Annotated in this window: 12 protein-coding genes; 6 read left to right on the top strand and 6 right to left on the bottom strand. The window is 68.2% G+C overall.

Going from position 1 to position 16,565, the window contains the following annotated elements:
- Positions 1–2: 2 nt before the first annotated feature.
- Genes ACOJTB_RS00200 through ACOJTB_RS00175 form a run of 6 tightly spaced genes read right to left on the bottom strand, consistent with a single transcriptional unit; the run spans position 3 to position 8,012 of the window.
- Positions 3–815 (bottom strand): polysaccharide deacetylase family protein, encoded by an 813-nt coding sequence (locus ACOJTB_RS00200; protein ID WP_420100490.1) that lies wholly within the window; start codon positions 813–815, stop codon positions 3–5.
- Entirely contained in the window at positions 812–1,951 is a 1,140-nt protein-coding gene (locus ACOJTB_RS00195; RefSeq protein ID WP_420100489.1) for a glycosyltransferase family 4 protein, read from the bottom strand. Before ACOJTB_RS00195 ends, ACOJTB_RS00200 begins: the two co-directional genes overlap by 4 nt.
- 17 nt (positions 1,952–1,968) lie before the next feature.
- Positions 1,969–3,156: an ABC transporter permease gene (locus tag ACOJTB_RS00190; protein ID WP_420100488.1), complete on the bottom strand. Its 1,188-nt coding sequence runs from the start codon at positions 3,154–3,156 to the stop codon at positions 1,969–1,971.
- 11 nt (positions 3,157–3,167) lie between these two features.
- Positions 3,168–4,166: an ABC transporter permease gene (locus tag ACOJTB_RS00185; RefSeq protein ID WP_420100568.1), complete on the bottom strand. Its 999-nt coding sequence runs from the start codon at positions 4,164–4,166 to the stop codon at positions 3,168–3,170.
- Positions 4,167–4,173: 7 nt separating this feature from the next.
- A complete protein-coding gene (locus ACOJTB_RS00180) occupies positions 4,174–6,087 on the bottom strand; it encodes an ABC transporter substrate-binding protein (protein ID WP_420100567.1) in 1,914 nt (637 codons plus the stop codon).
- A 41-nt stretch (positions 6,088–6,128) separates the two neighbouring features.
- Entirely contained in the window at positions 6,129–8,012 is a 1,884-nt protein-coding gene (locus ACOJTB_RS00175; RefSeq protein ID WP_420100487.1) for an ABC transporter ATP-binding protein, read from the bottom strand.
- Between the two features lie 252 nt (positions 8,013–8,264).
- On the opposite strand from ACOJTB_RS00175, the gene ACOJTB_RS00170 reads away from it, so the two are divergent.
- The 6 genes from ACOJTB_RS00170 to ACOJTB_RS00145 all read left to right on the top strand — a co-directional run bounded on the left by ACOJTB_RS00170 (position 8,265) and on the right by ACOJTB_RS00145 (position 16,439).
- Positions 8,265–11,009: an ABC transporter transmembrane domain-containing protein gene (locus ACOJTB_RS00170; protein ID WP_420100486.1), complete on the top strand. Its 2,745-nt coding sequence runs from the start codon at positions 8,265–8,267 to the stop codon at positions 11,007–11,009.
- Positions 11,006–11,458: a Crp/Fnr family transcriptional regulator gene (locus tag ACOJTB_RS00165; protein WP_420100485.1), complete on the top strand. Its 453-nt coding sequence runs from the start codon at positions 11,006–11,008 to the stop codon at positions 11,456–11,458. The genes ACOJTB_RS00170 and ACOJTB_RS00165 overlap by 4 nt, the downstream gene beginning before the upstream one ends.
- Before the next feature lie 12 nt (positions 11,459–11,470).
- On the top strand, positions 11,471–13,255 hold the full coding sequence (locus ACOJTB_RS00160) for an adenylate/guanylate cyclase domain-containing protein (RefSeq protein ID WP_420100484.1): 1,785 nt from the start codon (positions 11,471–11,473) through the stop codon (positions 13,253–13,255).
- 81 nt (positions 13,256–13,336) lie between these two features.
- Positions 13,337–13,999 (top strand): class I SAM-dependent methyltransferase, encoded by a 663-nt coding sequence (locus tag ACOJTB_RS00155; RefSeq protein WP_420100483.1) that lies wholly within the window; start codon positions 13,337–13,339, stop codon positions 13,997–13,999.
- Positions 13,996–15,261: a glycosyltransferase gene (locus tag ACOJTB_RS00150; RefSeq protein WP_420100482.1), complete on the top strand. Its 1,266-nt coding sequence runs from the start codon at positions 13,996–13,998 to the stop codon at positions 15,259–15,261. Before ACOJTB_RS00155 ends, ACOJTB_RS00150 begins: the two co-directional genes overlap by 4 nt.
- Positions 15,258–16,439 (top strand): glycosyltransferase family protein, encoded by a 1,182-nt coding sequence (locus tag ACOJTB_RS00145; protein ID WP_420100481.1) that lies wholly within the window; start codon positions 15,258–15,260, stop codon positions 16,437–16,439. Before ACOJTB_RS00150 ends, ACOJTB_RS00145 begins: the two co-directional genes overlap by 4 nt.
- The last annotated feature ends 126 nt before the right edge of the window (positions 16,440–16,565 follow it).

Below are 16,565 nucleotides of genomic sequence, written 5' to 3'. Positions count from 1 at the left end.
GCTTATAGCCGGCCGTCTCGCCCGATCCAAGACCGTCGGCCGGCATCGGCAAGAAGATCGCGCGGATCGGCGACCGAGACGGATGGATGCGCCGCAACGCGCTTGAGCAGGGTGTCCAGGAAGCTCCAGACGGTGTCGTCGTGATCGCGATGATGGAGGAGGACGCCGAGGGTTCCGCCCGCCGCGCTTGCTCCGGTGCCGGCCTCGCGGCGCCGCGCCAGCAGTCCGAGGAGTTCCGCCAGCAGATCGTCATGTGCGCGCCCGACGCGGCCGCGCTTCCAATCCATCACGTCGAGATGGGTGGGGAGCCGGGCGGGTCCCTGCTCCTGCGGGATGACGTCGTCGCGAAAGCAGGACAGTCCGGCGAAGCCGAGCGCCGGAAGCCTTGCGGCATGGGCGGGGTCGATCCGGTTCCAGGGCGGCACGAAGACGGGCAGCAGCGCGTCGGCCAAAAGATCGGTCAGCCTCGCTCTGGCGAGGGCAATCTCGGCATCGACCGCCTCCGCCCCGCGCGCGGCCGGGAATTCGGACTTCTTGGCCCCCGGCGGCGCCTGATTGCGATGGTGGCAGCCATGCTGGCAGGGCAAGAGCGCCGGCATCGAGCGCAAGGCCTGGGCCAGAGCCGGTTCAGCCTGCATCGGGATCACCGCCAGCAGCACCGGCGCGCCGAAGCGCTCGGCGAGCGCAGCCAGCCTGGACAAAGCGGGGGTGGGGGCGATCGCGTCGTCATCGCGCAGCCAGAGCCGCAGGGTCAGGCCCGTCGCGCTCCAGCGATCCAGTTCCGCCACGAAAGCGGGCCAAAGCGAGGCGCTCATGACAGCCGCTTCCCCTCGTCTGGCGCCATCTTGGCCCGCCGGTTTGCGACCGCGACCGCGAGAACTTCCGCCAGATTGTCGGCAGCTCGCGCCGGCGAGCGCTCCGCCATGGCAAAGCGCCGCGCCGCGCGGCCCATCCGCTCCCGGCGGTCCGGATCGCGCAGCAGGGCTTCCAGCGCGTCGGCGAAAGCGGCCTCGTCGCCTTCGGGCACGAGCAGGGCGGTTTCTCCTTGCGCCACCACATCTGCGACGCCGCCGCTGTCGAAGGCGACGACCGGCAGGCCGACCGCCTGCGCTTCGAGATAGACCAGGCCATAGGCCTCGCGCAGCCCCGGCCAGACGAAAAGATCATGGCCCGCGAGTTCGGCGAGGGCGCGTTCGCGCGGGAGCAGGCCGAGCCAGGAGACGCGGCCGGGCGGCAGGCCCGCGAAGGCGGGCTCGATGGTTGCACGCCCGCTTCCGTCGCCGATCACGCTCAGCCGCCAGTCCAAGTGACGGATGCGATCGAGGATGCGGGCGAGCGCGAGATAGCTGTTCTGCTTGGTGCCTGCGCGCATCATGGCGATGGTGACGAGGCGCAGGGGCTGCCGCTGCGTCCGACCGGCCTCGGGCGGCGCGGTGTCGAAAGCGACGAAGGGCGGCAGCTTGATCAGCGCGGTGCCCGGTCTGCGCCAGGGCTCCAGCCCCTGCCGGTCGCGCTCGGTGAAATAGATATGGGCGTCACCGGCCGCGAGCGCGCTGCGCACGAGCTGCGTATGCGGTGCCCATTCGCCCTCGGCCCGGCGGGGAGCATCGCTGGCTTCGGCGGTGACATAGGGGATGCCGAAGCCGGCCGAGAGGGTGGGCCCGAGCAGATCCGGCGCGCGGTAATAGTGATGGTAGGTGAACCAGAGATCGGGCGCGGACCGGTGGCGCCAGTGCGCGGTCAGATCCGCGCAAAGTGTGCGGGCGGTCGCCTGGAGGCCTGCGAGCTCGGCCGGGTCTGCGCTGCGCAGATAAAAGCGCGGTGCCGGCACGGGCTCGACCTCATGGCCGAGGCTGCGAAGCGCGGCGACGAGCTGGCGCGCCATGCGGCGGTCGCCCGAGACGCCGTCATCGTCGAACAGGTTGAGCGGGGTGTGGAAGGCGATGCGCACGCGAGAAAGGGATTGGCCTAGCGATAGGGATCGGCCGCGTCGCGCAGGCCGTCGCCGAGGAAGTTGAAGGCGAGGATGATCAGGATCACCGGCACGACCGGATAGAGCAGCCAGGGATAGAGCGCCACGACATTGATGTTCTGCGCCTCGTTCAGCATCACGCCCCAGCTCGTGATCGGCGGCCTGAGGCCCAGGCCGAGGAAGGAGAGCGCCGTCTCGCCCAGAATGGTTTTCGGGATGGTGATCGTCGCCGAGGCGATGAGATGGCTCATGAAGCCGGGCACCAGATGCAGGCCGATGATGCGCCGCGGTTTGGCTCCCATCAGCTGGGCTGCGACGACGTAATCCTCCTCGCGCAGCGAGAGCAGCTTGGAGCGCACGGAACGGGCGAGCCCCGTCCAGTCCATCAGGCCGAGGATGACGGTGATGCCGAAATAGACCAGCAAGGGGCTCCAGGAGGGCGGCATCACGGCCGCCAGCGCCAGCCAGAGCGGAATATGCGGAAGCGACTGCACGATCTCGATGATGCGCTGCACGACGAGATCGACCCGCCCGCCATAATAGCCGGCGATGCCGCCGATGATGATGCCGAGCACGAAGGAGATGCTGATCCCGATCAGGCCGATCGAGAGCGAGATGCGCCCGCCATAGAGGATGCGCGAAAACATGTCGCGGCCGAGCCGGTCCGATCCCAGCCAGAAGAAGGTGCCGCCCGCCGGCGGGCAGACCAGATGCCGGTCGCCCGGGATCACCCCCCAGAAATCATAGGAATCGCCGCGGCAGAAGAAGCGCAGCTTCTGCGGTTGCGTGCGGTCCTCGGTATATTCGCGCTTCAAATTCTCCATGTTGAGCTGGAGCTTGTAGGGATAGACGAAGGGGCCGAGGAACTGCCCGTCATGGAAGAGATGGACCGACTGGCCCGGTGCGCGGATGAAGTCGGTGTTGCGCGTGGTGTAGTGATAGGGAGCGAGGAATTCGGCGAAGGCCGCCATCGCATAGATCGCGAGGATGACGACTCCCGAGATCACCGCGAGGCGGTGCTTGCGGAATTTCCACCACATCAGCTGCGTCTGAGAGGCGAGATAGACCCGCTCCTGCGCCGGGGTCATTGCCTCGACGGCATAGGGGTCGAAAGGCGCGTCCGAGGCGGCATGCGGCAGCGGCGCGCCATCCGGCGGCAGATCCCCGAGAGCGTTCGCGGTCATCGGGGTCCCCGTCACTTGGTCGCCGCTCCCTGCAGCCGGATGCGCGGATCGAGGATCGCCAGCGCGATATCCGAAATCAGCACGCCGATGACGGTGAGAAAGGAGAGGAACATCAGGAAGGAGCCGGCCAGATACATGTCCTGGCTCTGCAAGGCCCGGATCAGCAGCGGGCCGGTGGTCTGCAGCGAGAGCACGATGGCGACGACCTCGGCCCCCGAGACGATGGAGGGCAGGATGTCGCCGATGTCGGAGATGAAGAAGTTCAGCGACATCCGCAGCGGGTATTTGCGCAGCGCCTTGCCCGGCGGCAGGCCCTTGGCGCGGGCCGTGACATAATACTGCTTCTGCAATTCTTCGAGGAGATTGGCGCGCAGGGCCCGGATCATCCCGGCGGTGCCGCCGGCGCCGATGATGATCACCGGGATCCAGAGGTGCTCCAGCACCGATTTCAGCTTCGCCCAGCTCATCGGCTGGTTGAGATAGGCCGGATCGACTAGTCCGCCGATCGAGGTGCCGAACCAGATATTGGCGAAATACATGAACACCAGCGCCAGCAGGAAATGCGGCACGGCGAGCCCGATCAGGCCGATGAAGGTCAGCCCGTAATCGCCCCAGCTGTATTGGTGGGTGGCGGAGTAGATGCCGATGGGGAAGGCGACGATCCAGGTGAAGACGATGGTGGCGAAGGAGACCAGCATCGTCAGGAACAGGCGGTCGCCGACGATCTCGCGCACGGGGCGCTGATACTCGAAGGAATAGCCCATATCGCCACGCAGCAGACCGGCGACCCAATAGAGATACCGTTCCACCGGCGGCTTGTCGAAACCGTATTCCTTCTTGAGGAACTCGATGCGGCTCATATCGGCCTTTTCGCCCTGGGCCTGCATCTCGGCCGCGAGCGTCTCGAAATAATCTCCCTCGGGCAGGTTGATCACCGTGAAGATCAGGGCGCTGGTCACGATCAGCGTCGGGATCATGATCAGGATACGCTTGAGGATGTAGCGGAGCAGCACGACCCTAGCCCTCGCCTGCCGTCTTGCGGTCAAACCAGAAGGTGTCCGGCATGTAGCGGCCGAGGAAGGCGCCGGGCTCGAAGCTGTAGAGCCCCTCGGCCGGCACGTTGCGCAGCTCGCGCGAACTCACGATCGGCTGCAGCGTGCCGTTGATGACGCCGATGGTGAAAAGCTGGTCGGCGTTGATCGCGAGCATCTCCTCCCAGATCTTGCGGCGCTCGTCGCGCGTGACGCTGACGCGCCAGTGCTGGTAGAGCTGCAGGAGATCGTTCGCCTCCGCCAGCGCGGGTCTTTCCCCCTCGCGGCCATTGCTTTCGAAGAACTGGCCCCAGCGCGGCCATTGGAACTGGGCCGGCGAGGTAGGAGCCAGCGTATCGGGCTCCATGTCCGGCGTGACGAGGGCGTTGTCCATCCCGGCCCAGCCGGACATGATCGTCTGGCCGGCCAGGATGCGGCGGCGGAAGACGTCGCGCTGGCTCGATCGCGGATAGATCTTGATGCCGACCGCCAGGAAATCCTGCTTCAGCAGATCGAGAATGTCGGTTTCCTCGGTGTTTTCCCCGGCGGTCTCGATGCTGAACTCCAGCCTGCGGCCGTCCGGCAGCAGGCGCACCCCGTCATCGTCCCGCCTGGTCAGGCCGATCTCATCGAGCAAGCGGTTGGCCAGGGCCGGATCGTGCTGCGTCCAGAGCTTGGCGAGGCGGGCGTCGTAAAGCGGGCTCTCGGGCAGGGCCGTGTTGCCGCTGACGCGGGCGAGGCCAAAGAAGATGACCTTGTTGACGTCCTCGCGGTTCATCGCGACCGAGAGCGCCCGCCGATAGCGCACATCGCGATTGAGATCGCGCCAGACCGGGTCGATCGCGTTGAGATTGGGCAGAAGCGCGAAAAAGGAGCCTTCCGCCCGCTTCCACAGCCGCACATCGAGATCCATCCGCTTCGAGGCATCCTTGAGGAAGGTGTAGTTGTCGAAGCGCAGATAGCGCGCCTGCAGGTCCGCCTCGCCGGCCGCTGTCTTGGCGGGCACCAGCGAGCTCGTGCCGATCGTCAGCGTCACGCGGTCGGCATAGGGCAGTTGCCGGCCGTTCTCGTCAATGCGGTGAAAATAGGGGTTGCGCTCGAAGACGAACTGCTCGGCCGGCAGCGGTGTCGTGTTGCGCCAGGGCTCGAGCGTCGGCAGATGCGGATTCTCCGGCCGGTACATGCGGGACTGGCGCTCGTGCAGCGCGCCCCAATCGCGCACGCGGTTACGGGCGATCGCATCGGCCAGCTCGCGCTTGTCGGCATAGCGATCGTGGAAGCGCTTGAGATAGCGCGAGGGCATGAAGAGGTAGGTCGGCTGCGCATCGGCCAGCGCGGGCAGGAAAATCGGGTTCGGCGTGGTCCAGCTGTAGCGGATCACGGTTTCGCTGACGATGTCGATGCGCGGCGGATCGCCGCCCGAGAGCAGCGCCGGTGGCGGCCCGCCGGGGAAGAGGCGCCGGTTGTTGGCGACATCCTCCCACCAGTAGCGGAAATCCTCCGTGGTGAAGGGGGACCCGTCCGACCAGCGATGGCCGGCCCGCAGGGTCAGGGTGAAGATCCGCCCCTCCTCGATATCGAAGCGCTCCAGAACGTCGGGCGTCAGCTCGAGGTCGTCGCCATAGACGACGAGGCGCGTGTAGCCGTAGAGGGTCATCATCCGCAGGTCGCGCTGGTCGCCCATCAGCATGCGGATATCGCCGCCATGACGGCCCGGCAGGCGCTCGCGCTTTGCCATGTCGATCAGGCGCGGGGTGTCCGGCAGACGGTCGGCTACGGGGGGCAGGGCGCCGGAGGCGACGCGCTCGGCCAAATAGGGGCTGTCGATGGCGCCAGCCGGCAGGGGCAGCGCCCGCGCAGGGCCGACGCGGCCGAGGGGGGAGAAGGCGGCGGCGCCCATCAGCAGGGCCGTGCGACGTGTCGGCCTCGTCCAGCACCCGTTCACGAGACCAGCTCCCTGATATCGGCATTCGCGCGAGCGAGCACAAAATGCCCCTCGCCGAGCGGCAGATGCGAGAGCGCCGCGCCATCCTCGCCATGACGGAAGGCCGTGCCCCAATGGCGCTCGTCGGAGGCGCCGCCCGTCGCGGTCAGCTTGAAGTCGAGCTTGCGGTCGAGATCGGCGAAGGGCACCGAGCGCAGCAGCGCCCGGGTGTAGGGATGGGCCGGAGCCGTGAAGATGCGGTGGCGCGGGGCGATCTCGACGATCCGTCCATTGGCCATCACAGCGATCCGTTCCGCCATGTAGTTCACCACCGCGAGATTGTGGGAGATGAACAGGAAGGTCAGGCCGCGCTCGGCCTGGAGATCCTTCAGCAGGTTGAGGATCTGCGCCTGCACCGAGACGTCGAGCGCCGAGACCGGCTCGTCGCAGATGATCAGCTCCGGATCGAGCGCCAGAGCGCGGGCGATGCCGATGCGCTGGCGCTGGCCGCCGGAGAAGGAATGCGGGTAGCGGTTGAGGAAGCGGGTATCGAGCCCGACATCCTGCATCAGCTGCCTGACCCGTTCCCCCTGCTCCCGCGCGTCGCCCCGGCCGTGAACCACCAGCGGCTCGCGCAGGATGTTCTGCACCGTCATGCGCGGGGAGAGCGAGGAGACCGGGTCCTGGAAGATCATCTGGACCTTCGGCCGGAAGGCGCGCAGCGCCTCGCCGTCCAGCGCGAGAATGTCGGTGCGGCTGTGGCCATCGTCAAAGACGACCTCGCCCCCATCGGCGGAGACCGCGCGCATTACGATCTTGCTGACCGTGGTCTTGCCGCAGCCGCTCTCGCCAACGAGGCCGAGGCACTCGCCGCGGCGGATGTCGAAGGAGACGTCGTCGACCGCTTTCGTGGCGGTCAGGCTGCCCTTGCCGAAAAAGCCGCGCGAGCCGGTGACGTAGGTCTTGCTCAGATGGCGTACGCGCAGGAGCGGGGTGGCAGCCGCTGCGGAATCCGCCGAGGTCGGCCGCGGCTCGGCCTTCGGGCGAGGCCGCGCCTCGCGCAGCGCCACCAGCCGCTCGCCCTCCTTCATGTCGAAATGCGGCGAGGCGTTGAGCAGAGCCTTCAGATAGGGGTGGCGCGGCCGGCGGAAGACGTCCTCGGCGGTGCCGCGCTCCATGATCTGCCCATGGAAGATCACCACGACCTCGTCCGCCATATTGGCGACGACGCCCAGATCATGGGTGATGAGCAGGATCGCCATGCCCATCTCGGCCTGGAGATCGCGCATCAGGTCGAGCACCTGAGCCTGGATCGTCACGTCGAGCGCGGTCGTCGGCTCGTCGGCGATGAGCAGGGCCGGCCGGCAGATCAGCGCCATGGCCAGCATGGCGCGCTGGCGCAGCCCGCCCGACAATTCGAAAGGGTAGGCCCCGAAGGCGCGGGGCGGGTCCTTGAAGCCGACCCGCTTCAGCATCGCCTCGATCTGCTCGCGGGCCTGCTTCTTCGGCATGGGCCGGTGGAGCAGCAGCGCTTCCTCGATCTGGTTGCCGATGGTGTGGACCGGCGAGAGCGAGGACATCGGCTCCTGGAAGATCATGCCGATCCGCCCGCCGCGCAGGGCCCGGATGCCGGGCCCTTCCGCCGGGAGCCCCGCGATATCCACCACCGTGTCGGGCGCCGCCGGGTCCCGGAACAGGATCTCGCCGCCGGTCACGGCGCCCGAGCGCGGCAGCAGCCCCATGATCGCCTGGGAGATCACCGATTTGCCCGAGCCGGATTCGCCGACCAGCGCCACCGTCTTGCCGGCGGGAACGCGCAGGCTCACGCCCTTCACGACATCGCGAGCCAGCCCGTGGATCGTGAAGCCGATCTGCAGATCCTTGACTCGCAGGATGTCCATGACCCGAAACGACGCCTGCCTTCGAACCCAGCCGGTTATGACCTCAAACCCACTAGACGTCGAAAGTTCCGACTTGCCAATGGCTTTCGCCAATGCGTGGGGCCTTCGTCGTCTGCCCTGCGCGGATGACGGCGGCGCGACGGCACAGGCGCGCGCGGCGGATCAAAGGCAGAGGCCCCTGGATATGGACGGGGGCGCCCGCGATGCATAAGTGAAGGGATCGACTTCCGCCGCGCCGGACAGGATCGCGCCTTGGATTCCAATCTCTTCCGGTACATCTGGCAGAAGAGCCGGGGCGAGCAGATCGTCGTCCTGCTGATCATCCTCGTCTCGATTCCGTTCAACTGGGCCTCGTTCGACGTGCCCAAGCGCATCGTGAACGACGCGATCCAGGGCGGCGCCTTCAAGAACGGCAAGACCAGCGCCACGCTGTTCGAGATGTCGTTCCATCTGCCGGACTGGGCCGGGGGCTGGGGCTTCAAGCTCTTCGACGGGTTTCAGGTCGATCAGCTCGGGCTGCTGTTCGGCCTGTCCTTCTATTTTCTGCTGCTGGTGCTCATCAATGGCGGCTTCAAATATGTCGTGAACGTCCGCAAGGGCATTCTCGGCGAGCGCATGCTGCGCCGCATGCGCTACGACCTGTTCAGCCAGCTGATGCGGTTCCGGCCGGAAGAGATCCGGGCGGTGAAGCCGGCCGAGATCGCGAGCATGATCAAGGACGAGGTGGAGCCGATCGGCGCCTTTGTCGGCGATGCCTTCATCCAGCCGGTCTTCCTGCTGAGACAGGCCCTGACGGCGCTGGTCTTCATCATGGTGCAGAGCGTTTGGCTGGGCTCGATCGCGCTGCTGATCGTGCTCGCGCAGGCGATCATCATTCCGATCCTGCGGCGCGAACAGCTGCGGCTGGGGCGCGAGCGGCAGATCGCCTCGCGCTCGCTGGCCGGGCGCATCGGCGAAATCGTCGATGCCGGGCCGATGATCCAGGCCCACGGCGCGACGGCCTATGTGCAGTCCGACATCGCCGGGCGGCTGGGTACGCTGTTCGACATCCGCTACGCGCTCTACAAGCGCAAATTCGCCGTCAAATTCCTCAACAATCTGCTCGCCCAAGTCACGCCGTTCTTCTTCTACGCGATCGGCGGCTTCTTCGCCCTGCAGGGGCGGCTGGATATCGGCCAGCTCGTGGCGGTGATCGCCGCCTATCGCGATCTGCCGCCGCCGATCAAGGAACTGATCGACTGGGACCAGCAGCGCAACGACGTCACCATCAAATACGAGCAGGTGATCTCGCAGTTCAATAGCGACGACGTGCTGCTGCTCGGGGACGGGGCGGCGATCGCGCCGCTGCCGGACAAGGGCGAGATCCGCATCGAATCGTTGCAGATGCTCGACAATCGCGGGCAACCGCTGCTCATGCCGTTCTCGCTGTCGCTGCCGCGTCCCGGCCTGGTCGCTCTCGTCGGCCCCCAGGGGGGCGGCAAGGACGTGCTGGGGCGCGTGCTCGGCCGGCAGGCGACGAACTACACCGGCAAGGTGCTGATCGACGGCGAGCCGCTGGCCGACATGTCCGTCGAGCGGGCGAGCCATCTCATCGGCTATGCCGGCGACGAGCCGGAGCTGATCGCGGGGACCATCCGTGACAACATCCTGCTGCCGCTCAAGCGCCACCGGCCAGCGATCAAGCGCGAGGGCCGGGTCGGGGAGGGCGAGCACCGGCGTTTCGTGGAGGCGATCCGCTCAGGCAATTCGCCCTTTCCCTACGAGGCGGACTGGACCGATTACGAGGGCGCGGGGGTGGCCGATGCGGCGGAGCTCGCGGCCCGCGTGCGCGAGTTGCTCGACGTGTTCGGCTGCACCGAGGACATCTACCAGCTCGGGCTCGGCGGCAAGGTGATGCCGCCGCTCAGCGAAGGCGCTGTCGACCGCATCATCGCCGCCCGGCGGGCCGTGGCGGCCGAGCTCGCCCGGGTCGACCGCGGCAATCTCATCGAACCCTTCGTGCTCGACCGCTACAACGAGAACGGCACGCTCGCCGAGAATCTCATCTTCGGCACACGCACCAGCCCGCGCTTCGACAATGCGAGCCTGCTCTTCGAGCCCTATGCCCATGCGATCCTGAAGGCGGAGGCGCTGGTCGAGCCGCTGGCCGAGATGGGCGCGCGCATCGTCGCCACCGTGGTCGAGATTTTCACCGGGCTGCCGCAGGGCCATGCCCTGTTCCAGCGCTATTCCTTCGGCGTCGGCTTCGATTTCGAGCGGCTGAACGAACTCGCAGAGGTTCTCGCCAAGCAGGACATGCGCGCACCGCTGGACGCGGTGACCGAGCGCGACCTCGTGGCGCTGGCGCTCGGCTATATCGAGCCCAAGCACCGGCTCAACCTGATCGACGACCGGCTGCGCCGGCGTATCCTGCGGGCGCGGGCGAGCTTCCGGGCGCATCTGCCGGCGAATGCCGCGGAGGATGTCGATTTCTACGATCCGGACAAGGTGATGATCGGTGCCAGCGTGCGCGACAACCTGCTCTTCGGGCGCATCGGCTATGGTGTCGCCGATGCCGAGCAGCGGGTCGCCGAGGTGATGCATCAGGCGCTGGAGCGGTCGGGGCTGGAGGAGTCGCTCTATCGGCTCGGGCTGAACACCGAAGCCGGCATTCGCGGGCGGTATCTGCCGGCGAAGCTGCGGCAGGCGATTCCGCTGGTGCAGGCGCTGGTCAAGGCGCCGCAGATCGCGGTGCTCGACATGGGTGGGCTGCTCGCGCTCTCGGACGAGCCGGCCGAGATCCTGGGGCGGCTGCGTCGCCACTGCCAGGACGCAACCCTTTTCCTTCTCGCTCGCGATGCGCATCTCCTGGAAGATGCCCCGATCCGCGTGACGTTCCACGGCCCGGCGGGCACGATCCAGAATCAGGGGCGGGACGAAACCGACGAGATCGACGAGAATGGGGCGGGGCGGGCCCCGGAAAGTCCTGCCCTGGAACGGATGGAGGCGAGGTCATGACGCTCGAGACCGATATCGGTTGTCTGAAGAGCCTGCCGCTCTTCCAGGAGATGCCGACCTCGCGGCTCAAGCTGCTCGCACTGATGGGCGAGCGGCTGCGCTTCGCGCCGGGCACGGTGCTGGTCGGCGATGCCCAGCGCCCCGACGGGGTCTATGTCGTGCTTCAGGGCGAGGTCGAATACTCGCAGGACCGGGACGACGGCGCCGGCACGCGCTTCCGCACGGAGGCGGGCAGTCTCTTCGGCGATGTGGCGCTGCTGAGCGGCGAGCGCTTCCGCGGCCGGGTGAGCGCCCGCACCGAGGTGCAGGCGCTGCGCATCCCGCGCGACCTCTTCTTCGAGCTGCTGCAGACGGTGCCCGAGTTCAGCCTGGCGATCTGCCGGGATCTGGCGACGCGCGTCGCCCGCCTCGCCAATGTCGTGCTCGGCGATGCCGAGCCGGTCGCCTGATCGGATTCGCGGATGAGCGCTACCCCCGTTTCCGGCTCCGGCCGCGCTGGCATGGGCGCCGGGATGGAGCAGGTCTCCTCCTGGAGCCGGGATATCCGCCTCGTTTCGGGGGTGATTCTGCTCGTCTTCGCGACGACGCATTTCCTGAACCATGCGCTCGGCATCTTCGGCGTGGCGGTGATGGAGGAGGCGCAGGCCTGGCGCTATGGCGTGTGGCACAGCTGGCCGGGCACCATCGCACTTTATGCGGCGATGATCGTGCATCCGCTCTTCGCGCTGCTGCGGGTGGCGCAGCGGCGCACCTTCCGCATGCCCGCCCGGGAAATGATCCAGATCGCGCTCGGTTTGACGATCCCCTTCCTGCTGGTCGACCATGTGATCGCGACGCGGGTGATGGGCTCCTATTTCCAGATGGATGAGAGCTATCACTCCGTGCTGCGCCGGCTCTGGCCTCGCTATGCGCCGGCCCAGTCGCTGCTGCTGCTGCTGGTCTGGGTGCACGGCATGATCGGCATCCATTTCCTGCTGCGCGGGCGCGAGAGCTACCGCCATTGGCGGGACGTGTTCATGCTCGGCGCCGTGCTGGTGCCGCTGCTGGCGCTGATCGGCTTCTCGGTCGCGGCCCGGGAGGCCCAGCTGATGGCGCTGCCGGATGAAGCGATGACGCAGGCCCAGATCGCGATGGCGGATTTCAACGTCACCTGGGCCAAGAGCACCTTCTACGGACTGGTCGGCTGCTTCGTTCTGTTCGTCGTGGTCCGCGAGGTGCGGGTGCGGACCACGCGGCAGATCACGCTGCGCTTCGTCGGCCATGGCACCCGCCGCACTGCGCCCGGGCCGACGGTGCTGGAGATGTTCCGCCGCTTCGGCATTCCCCATGCCGCGCTCTGCGGCGGGCGGGCGCGCTGCGCCACCTGCCGGGTGCTGGTGATCGACGGCGCCGACACGCTGCCCCCGCCCGGTGCCAACGAAGCAAGGCTGCTGCGCCGCATCTCGGCGCCGGAGCGCGTGCGCCTCGCCTGCCAGATCCGGCCGCGCGACGATCTCCAGGTGCAGATCCTGCTCGCCTCGCGCCTGAACGCGGCGCCGGGGCGCACGCTGGAGCCCGACGCCATGATGGGCAAGCGCGGCCTCACCGTGCTGGTCGCGGATCTGCGCGCCTTCTCCGCGCTGTCCGAGCGGCAATTGCCGCAGGAGCTGATCGGCCTGCTGAACCGCTTCTACGACGAGATGGGCCAGGCGATCGCCGCTCATGACGGCCGGATCGACGCTTTCTACGGCGACGGCTTCATGGCGGTGTTCGGACTGGAGGGCACGCCCGCCCGCGCCGCCCAGGCCGCGATCACCGCCGCGGCCGATATCGTGCGGGCCGTCGAGGCGCTGAACCGCGAATTCGGCGCCGCTTTGCCACTGCCGCTGCGCATCGGGATCGGCATCCACACCGGCGAGACGATCACCGGGGCGGTCGAGAACGACAATCTCGGGCGGCGGGACATCACCGTCGGCGAGACCGTGATGATCGCCGCGCAGCTGGAGGCGGCGACGCGCCGCGTCCTCGCCGATGTCGTGGTCTCGGAAGAGACGATCCGCGTCAGCGGCCGCAGTTATGCCGGTACAAGCTCGCTGAAGGTGCCGGTGAAGGGCCGGGAGAAGCCGCTCCACGCTTTCGGCTTCGTCAGCGCGCCCGAAGAGCGGAGCAAACGCGACCGGCGGGATGGGGAGATCGCCCCGGCCTCCGTCGAACCGGAGCCCGGGCCGGTCGCCGCGCAGGCGCCCGAGGCAAAGGACGCCTCCTGAAACCCGTGCGTGGCGCTGGCCTTCGCCGGCAGGCCTGCCTATGGTCCGGCGCCCTCGCTCTCTCTGCCCCGATCGAAACCGATGAAGCCAGAACCGCCCGTGGAGGCCGTCCACGATCTGTTGCGCGGCATGGCCGCCTTGTCCGGCCATCCGATCATCGCCGATGTCGCCCGCCTTTATGGCAAGGGCGCGCCGGCCGATCTCTCGATCGCCCTCAACCACAAGCAGATCGCGTCCAAGCAATGGCTGGTCGAGACGCTTGCCGAGGTGATGCCGCGGCCCGAAGGGCCGGTCTGGGTGCTCGGTGCCTGGTATGGCGTGCTGGGAGCGCTGTTGCTCGCGGATGAGCGGCTCGGGATCGGGCAGGTCGTCAGTCTCGACATGGACCCGACCTGCGCGCCCATCGCCGAGACGCTGAACCAGCGCCATGTCGAGACGGGGCGCTTCCGGGCGGTCACCGCCGACATGACCGGCCTCGATGTCGGGGCGATGGAGACGACCCCAGGCCTCGTGATCAACACCAGCTGCGAGCATCTGCCGGATGTGCCCGGGTGGCTGGCGACGCTGCCGCCGGGCCTGCCGCTGTTGCTCCAGTCGAACGATTATGATCGCGAGCCGGATCATCGCAGCTGCGTGCCCTCACTCGAAGCATTCCGCGAACAGGCGGGGCTGTCGGAGATCTGGTTCGCGGGCGCGCGGCCGACCAAGAACTATACCCGCTTCATGCTGATCGGACGGCGATGAGCGCATCGCAGCCGCAGGCCGGCGAGCCCGTGCGCATCGCCATCGCGATGAAGGGCTATCCGCGCCTCTCGGAAACCTTCATCGCGCAGGAACTGCTGGGGCTGCAGCAGCGCGGCGTCAGATTCGAGATCTGGTCGCTGCGGCATCCGACCGATCCCGACAGGCATCTGATGCACCGGCAGATCGCTGCGCCGGTGCGCTATCTGCCGGAATATCTGCACGACGAGCCAGCCCGGGTCGGGCGGGGGCTGCGTTCAGCGCTGCGACGGCCGGGACTGTTTCGGTTGTTGCCGGTCTTCCTGCGGGACCTCGCGCGCGACGCGACGCGCAACCGTTGGCGCCGCTTCGGCCAGGCCTGCGTGATGGCGCGCGAGCTGCCGGCCGGTATCCGGCATCTGCATGTGCACTACCTGCATACGCCGGCTTCGGTCATCCGCTATGCGGCGCTGCTGCGCGGGCTGACATGGTCCTTCTCGGCCCATGCCAAGGACATCTGGACGACGCCGGACTGGGAGAAGCGCGAGAAGATCGCCGATGCCGCCTGGGGCGTGACCTGCACGCAGGACGGGCACCGGGAACTCGAACGCCTGTCCGACCGGCCGGGCACGGTTTCGCTGGTCTATCACGGGCTCGATCTCACGCGCTTTCCCGCCCCGCCTGAGCGATCCCGGCGCGATGGCTTGCAGCCGGTCGATCCCGTGCGCCTCGTCACCATCGGCCGGGCGGTGGAGAAAAAAGGGTTCGACGATCTGCTCGCCGCGCTGGCGCTTCTGCCGATGGGGCTGCACTGGCACCTGACTCATATCGGCGGGGGCGAAAAGCTCGCTGCGCTGAAGCGTCAGGCCGAAGAACTCGGCCTCTCCGACCGGATCGTGTGGGCGGGGCCGAAGGCGCAAGGCGAGGTGATCGCGGCGCTGCGAGAGGCCGATCTCTTCGTCCTGCCCTCCAAGCAGGCCGGCGATGGCGACCGTGACGGGTTGCCGAATGTGGTGATGGAGGCGGCGAGCCAGGCCCTGCCGATCGTGGCGACCGATTTCGCCGGCATTCCGGAATTCGTGCGGCAGGGCGTGGAGGGGTTGCTGGTGCCGCCCGGCGATGTCGCGGCTCTCGCCGAGGCGCTGGCGGCGCTCGCAGCCGGCCCCGAGCGCCGGGCCGGGATGGGCGATGCGGCCCATGCTCGACTCACCGGCGCGTTTTCGGCTGGGGCCGGGCTCGATGCGGTGGCGGCGCAGCTGCGCCGCTCGGCGGGCGCGGCGCCATGAGTGGCCGCGTCCTCATCGCCGTCACGCATCTCCTCGGCAGCGGGCATCTCGTGCGCGCGGTGCAACTCGCCCGGGCGCTGGCGCGGGCGGGTTTTTCCGTGACGCTGGCGAGCGGCGGCATGCCCCTGTGGGCGATGGAGGATGAGCCCTTCGCCTTCCTGCAACTGCCGCCGGTCCGCACGGAGGGTGTCGATTTCCGCCGCCTGCTCGACGAGACCGGCCAACCCGTCACACCGGAGCGGATGGCGGCCCGCATCGCGATGCTGGAGCAGGCGGCGGCGCGTCTCGCCCCCGATGTCGTCCTCACCGAGCATTTTCCGTTCGGGCGCCGGCAGATCGCGGACGAGTTTCTGGCGCTGATCGCGGCGGCCCGGCGGGCCAACCCTTCGGCCCTGGTGCTGTCCTCGATCCGGGACGTGCTGGTGACGCCGAAGCCGGCCCGCATCGCCGAGGCGCAGGAGCGCATCGCGCGACTCTTCGACGCGGTGCTGGTGCATGGCGAGCAGAGCGTTCTGCCGCTCTGCCGATCCTGGCCTGTGACGGAAGAGCTCGCCGCCAAGCTGCTCGATGTCGGCTATCTGGGCGCGCCCGCCGCAGTCGCAGCCCTGGCTCCCGGCGCGCCGACGATGGCAGGGCATCCCGATGGCGAGGCCGAGATCCTGGTCTCGGGGGGCGGATCGGCCGCGGCCCTGCCGCTCTTCGCTTTGGCGCTCCAGGCGGCGTCGCTGCTGCCTGAGCGGCGCTGGCGCGTCCTCGTCGGACGTGGCGTGGCACAGGCCGATCTTGAGAACCTCGCCGCGAAAGCGCCCGAAAACGTCGTCGTCGAGCCGGCGCGTCCCGATTTCCCGGCGCTGCTGGCGGCTTGCGCGCTCTCGATCAGCCAGGCGGGCTACAACACCGTGCTCGATCTCGCGGTCGCGCGACGCCCGGCGATCCTGGTGCCCTTCGATGCCGGCGGCGAAACCGAGCAGGGCATCCGTGCCGAGGCCTTCGCGGCCGCCGGGCTGGCGACCTGCCTCAGGTTGGAGGGGCTGACGCCGCAGCGTCTGGCCGATGCGGTGCGCGACGACATCGGCAAGCCGGTGCCGCGCTGGCCCGTGCCGGTCGACGATGGCGGGCGGGCGGCGGCGGCGGTGAGGGGGCTGCTGGACGCGCGGCGGCGGGTGTCGGGTCCCTGAGCCGGCATGCCCTTCGCGAGGGCCGGGTTGCAGCTTTGCGAATTGCCGCTTCCGGGCTTTCGCTTTAATGAAGACCGATCCGCCTCCCTCCTCGGTCGGCACTGGGCAACCGGTTCATCCGGACAA

Origin of the sequence: Allobosea sp. (assembly GCF_048595345.1) — a bacterium.
GTDB lineage: Bacteria > Pseudomonadota > Alphaproteobacteria > Rhizobiales > Beijerinckiaceae > Allobosea.
This window is presented reverse-complemented; position numbering and strand designations above follow the sequence as displayed.

Excerpts from the sequence above, each read along its gene's own strand:
- ACOJTB_RS00200 (WP_420100490.1), bottom strand. The coding sequence starts at position 815 with ATGAGCGCCTCGCTTTGGCCCGCTTTCGTGGCGGAACTGGATCGCTGG.
- ACOJTB_RS00190 (WP_420100488.1), bottom strand. The coding sequence starts at position 3,156 with ATGACCGCGAACGCTCTCGGGGATCTGCCGCCGGATGGCGCGCCGCTG.
- ACOJTB_RS00180 (WP_420100567.1), bottom strand. The coding sequence starts at position 6,087 with ATGGGCGCCGCCGCCTTCTCCCCCCTCGGCCGCGTCGGCCCTGCGCGG.
- ACOJTB_RS00175 (WP_420100487.1), bottom strand. The coding sequence starts at position 8,012 with ATGGACATCCTGCGAGTCAAGGATCTGCAGATCGGCTTCACGATCCAC.
- ACOJTB_RS00165 (WP_420100485.1), top strand. The coding sequence starts at position 11,006 with ATGACGCTCGAGACCGATATCGGTTGTCTGAAGAGCCTGCCGCTCTTC.
- ACOJTB_RS00160 (WP_420100484.1), top strand. The coding sequence starts at position 11,471 with ATGAGCGCTACCCCCGTTTCCGGCTCCGGCCGCGCTGGCATGGGCGCC.
- ACOJTB_RS00155 (WP_420100483.1), top strand. The coding sequence starts at position 13,337 with ATGAAGCCAGAACCGCCCGTGGAGGCCGTCCACGATCTGTTGCGCGGC.
- ACOJTB_RS00150 (WP_420100482.1), top strand. The coding sequence starts at position 13,996 with ATGAGCGCATCGCAGCCGCAGGCCGGCGAGCCCGTGCGCATCGCCATC.
- ACOJTB_RS00145 (WP_420100481.1), top strand. The coding sequence starts at position 15,258 with ATGAGTGGCCGCGTCCTCATCGCCGTCACGCATCTCCTCGGCAGCGGG.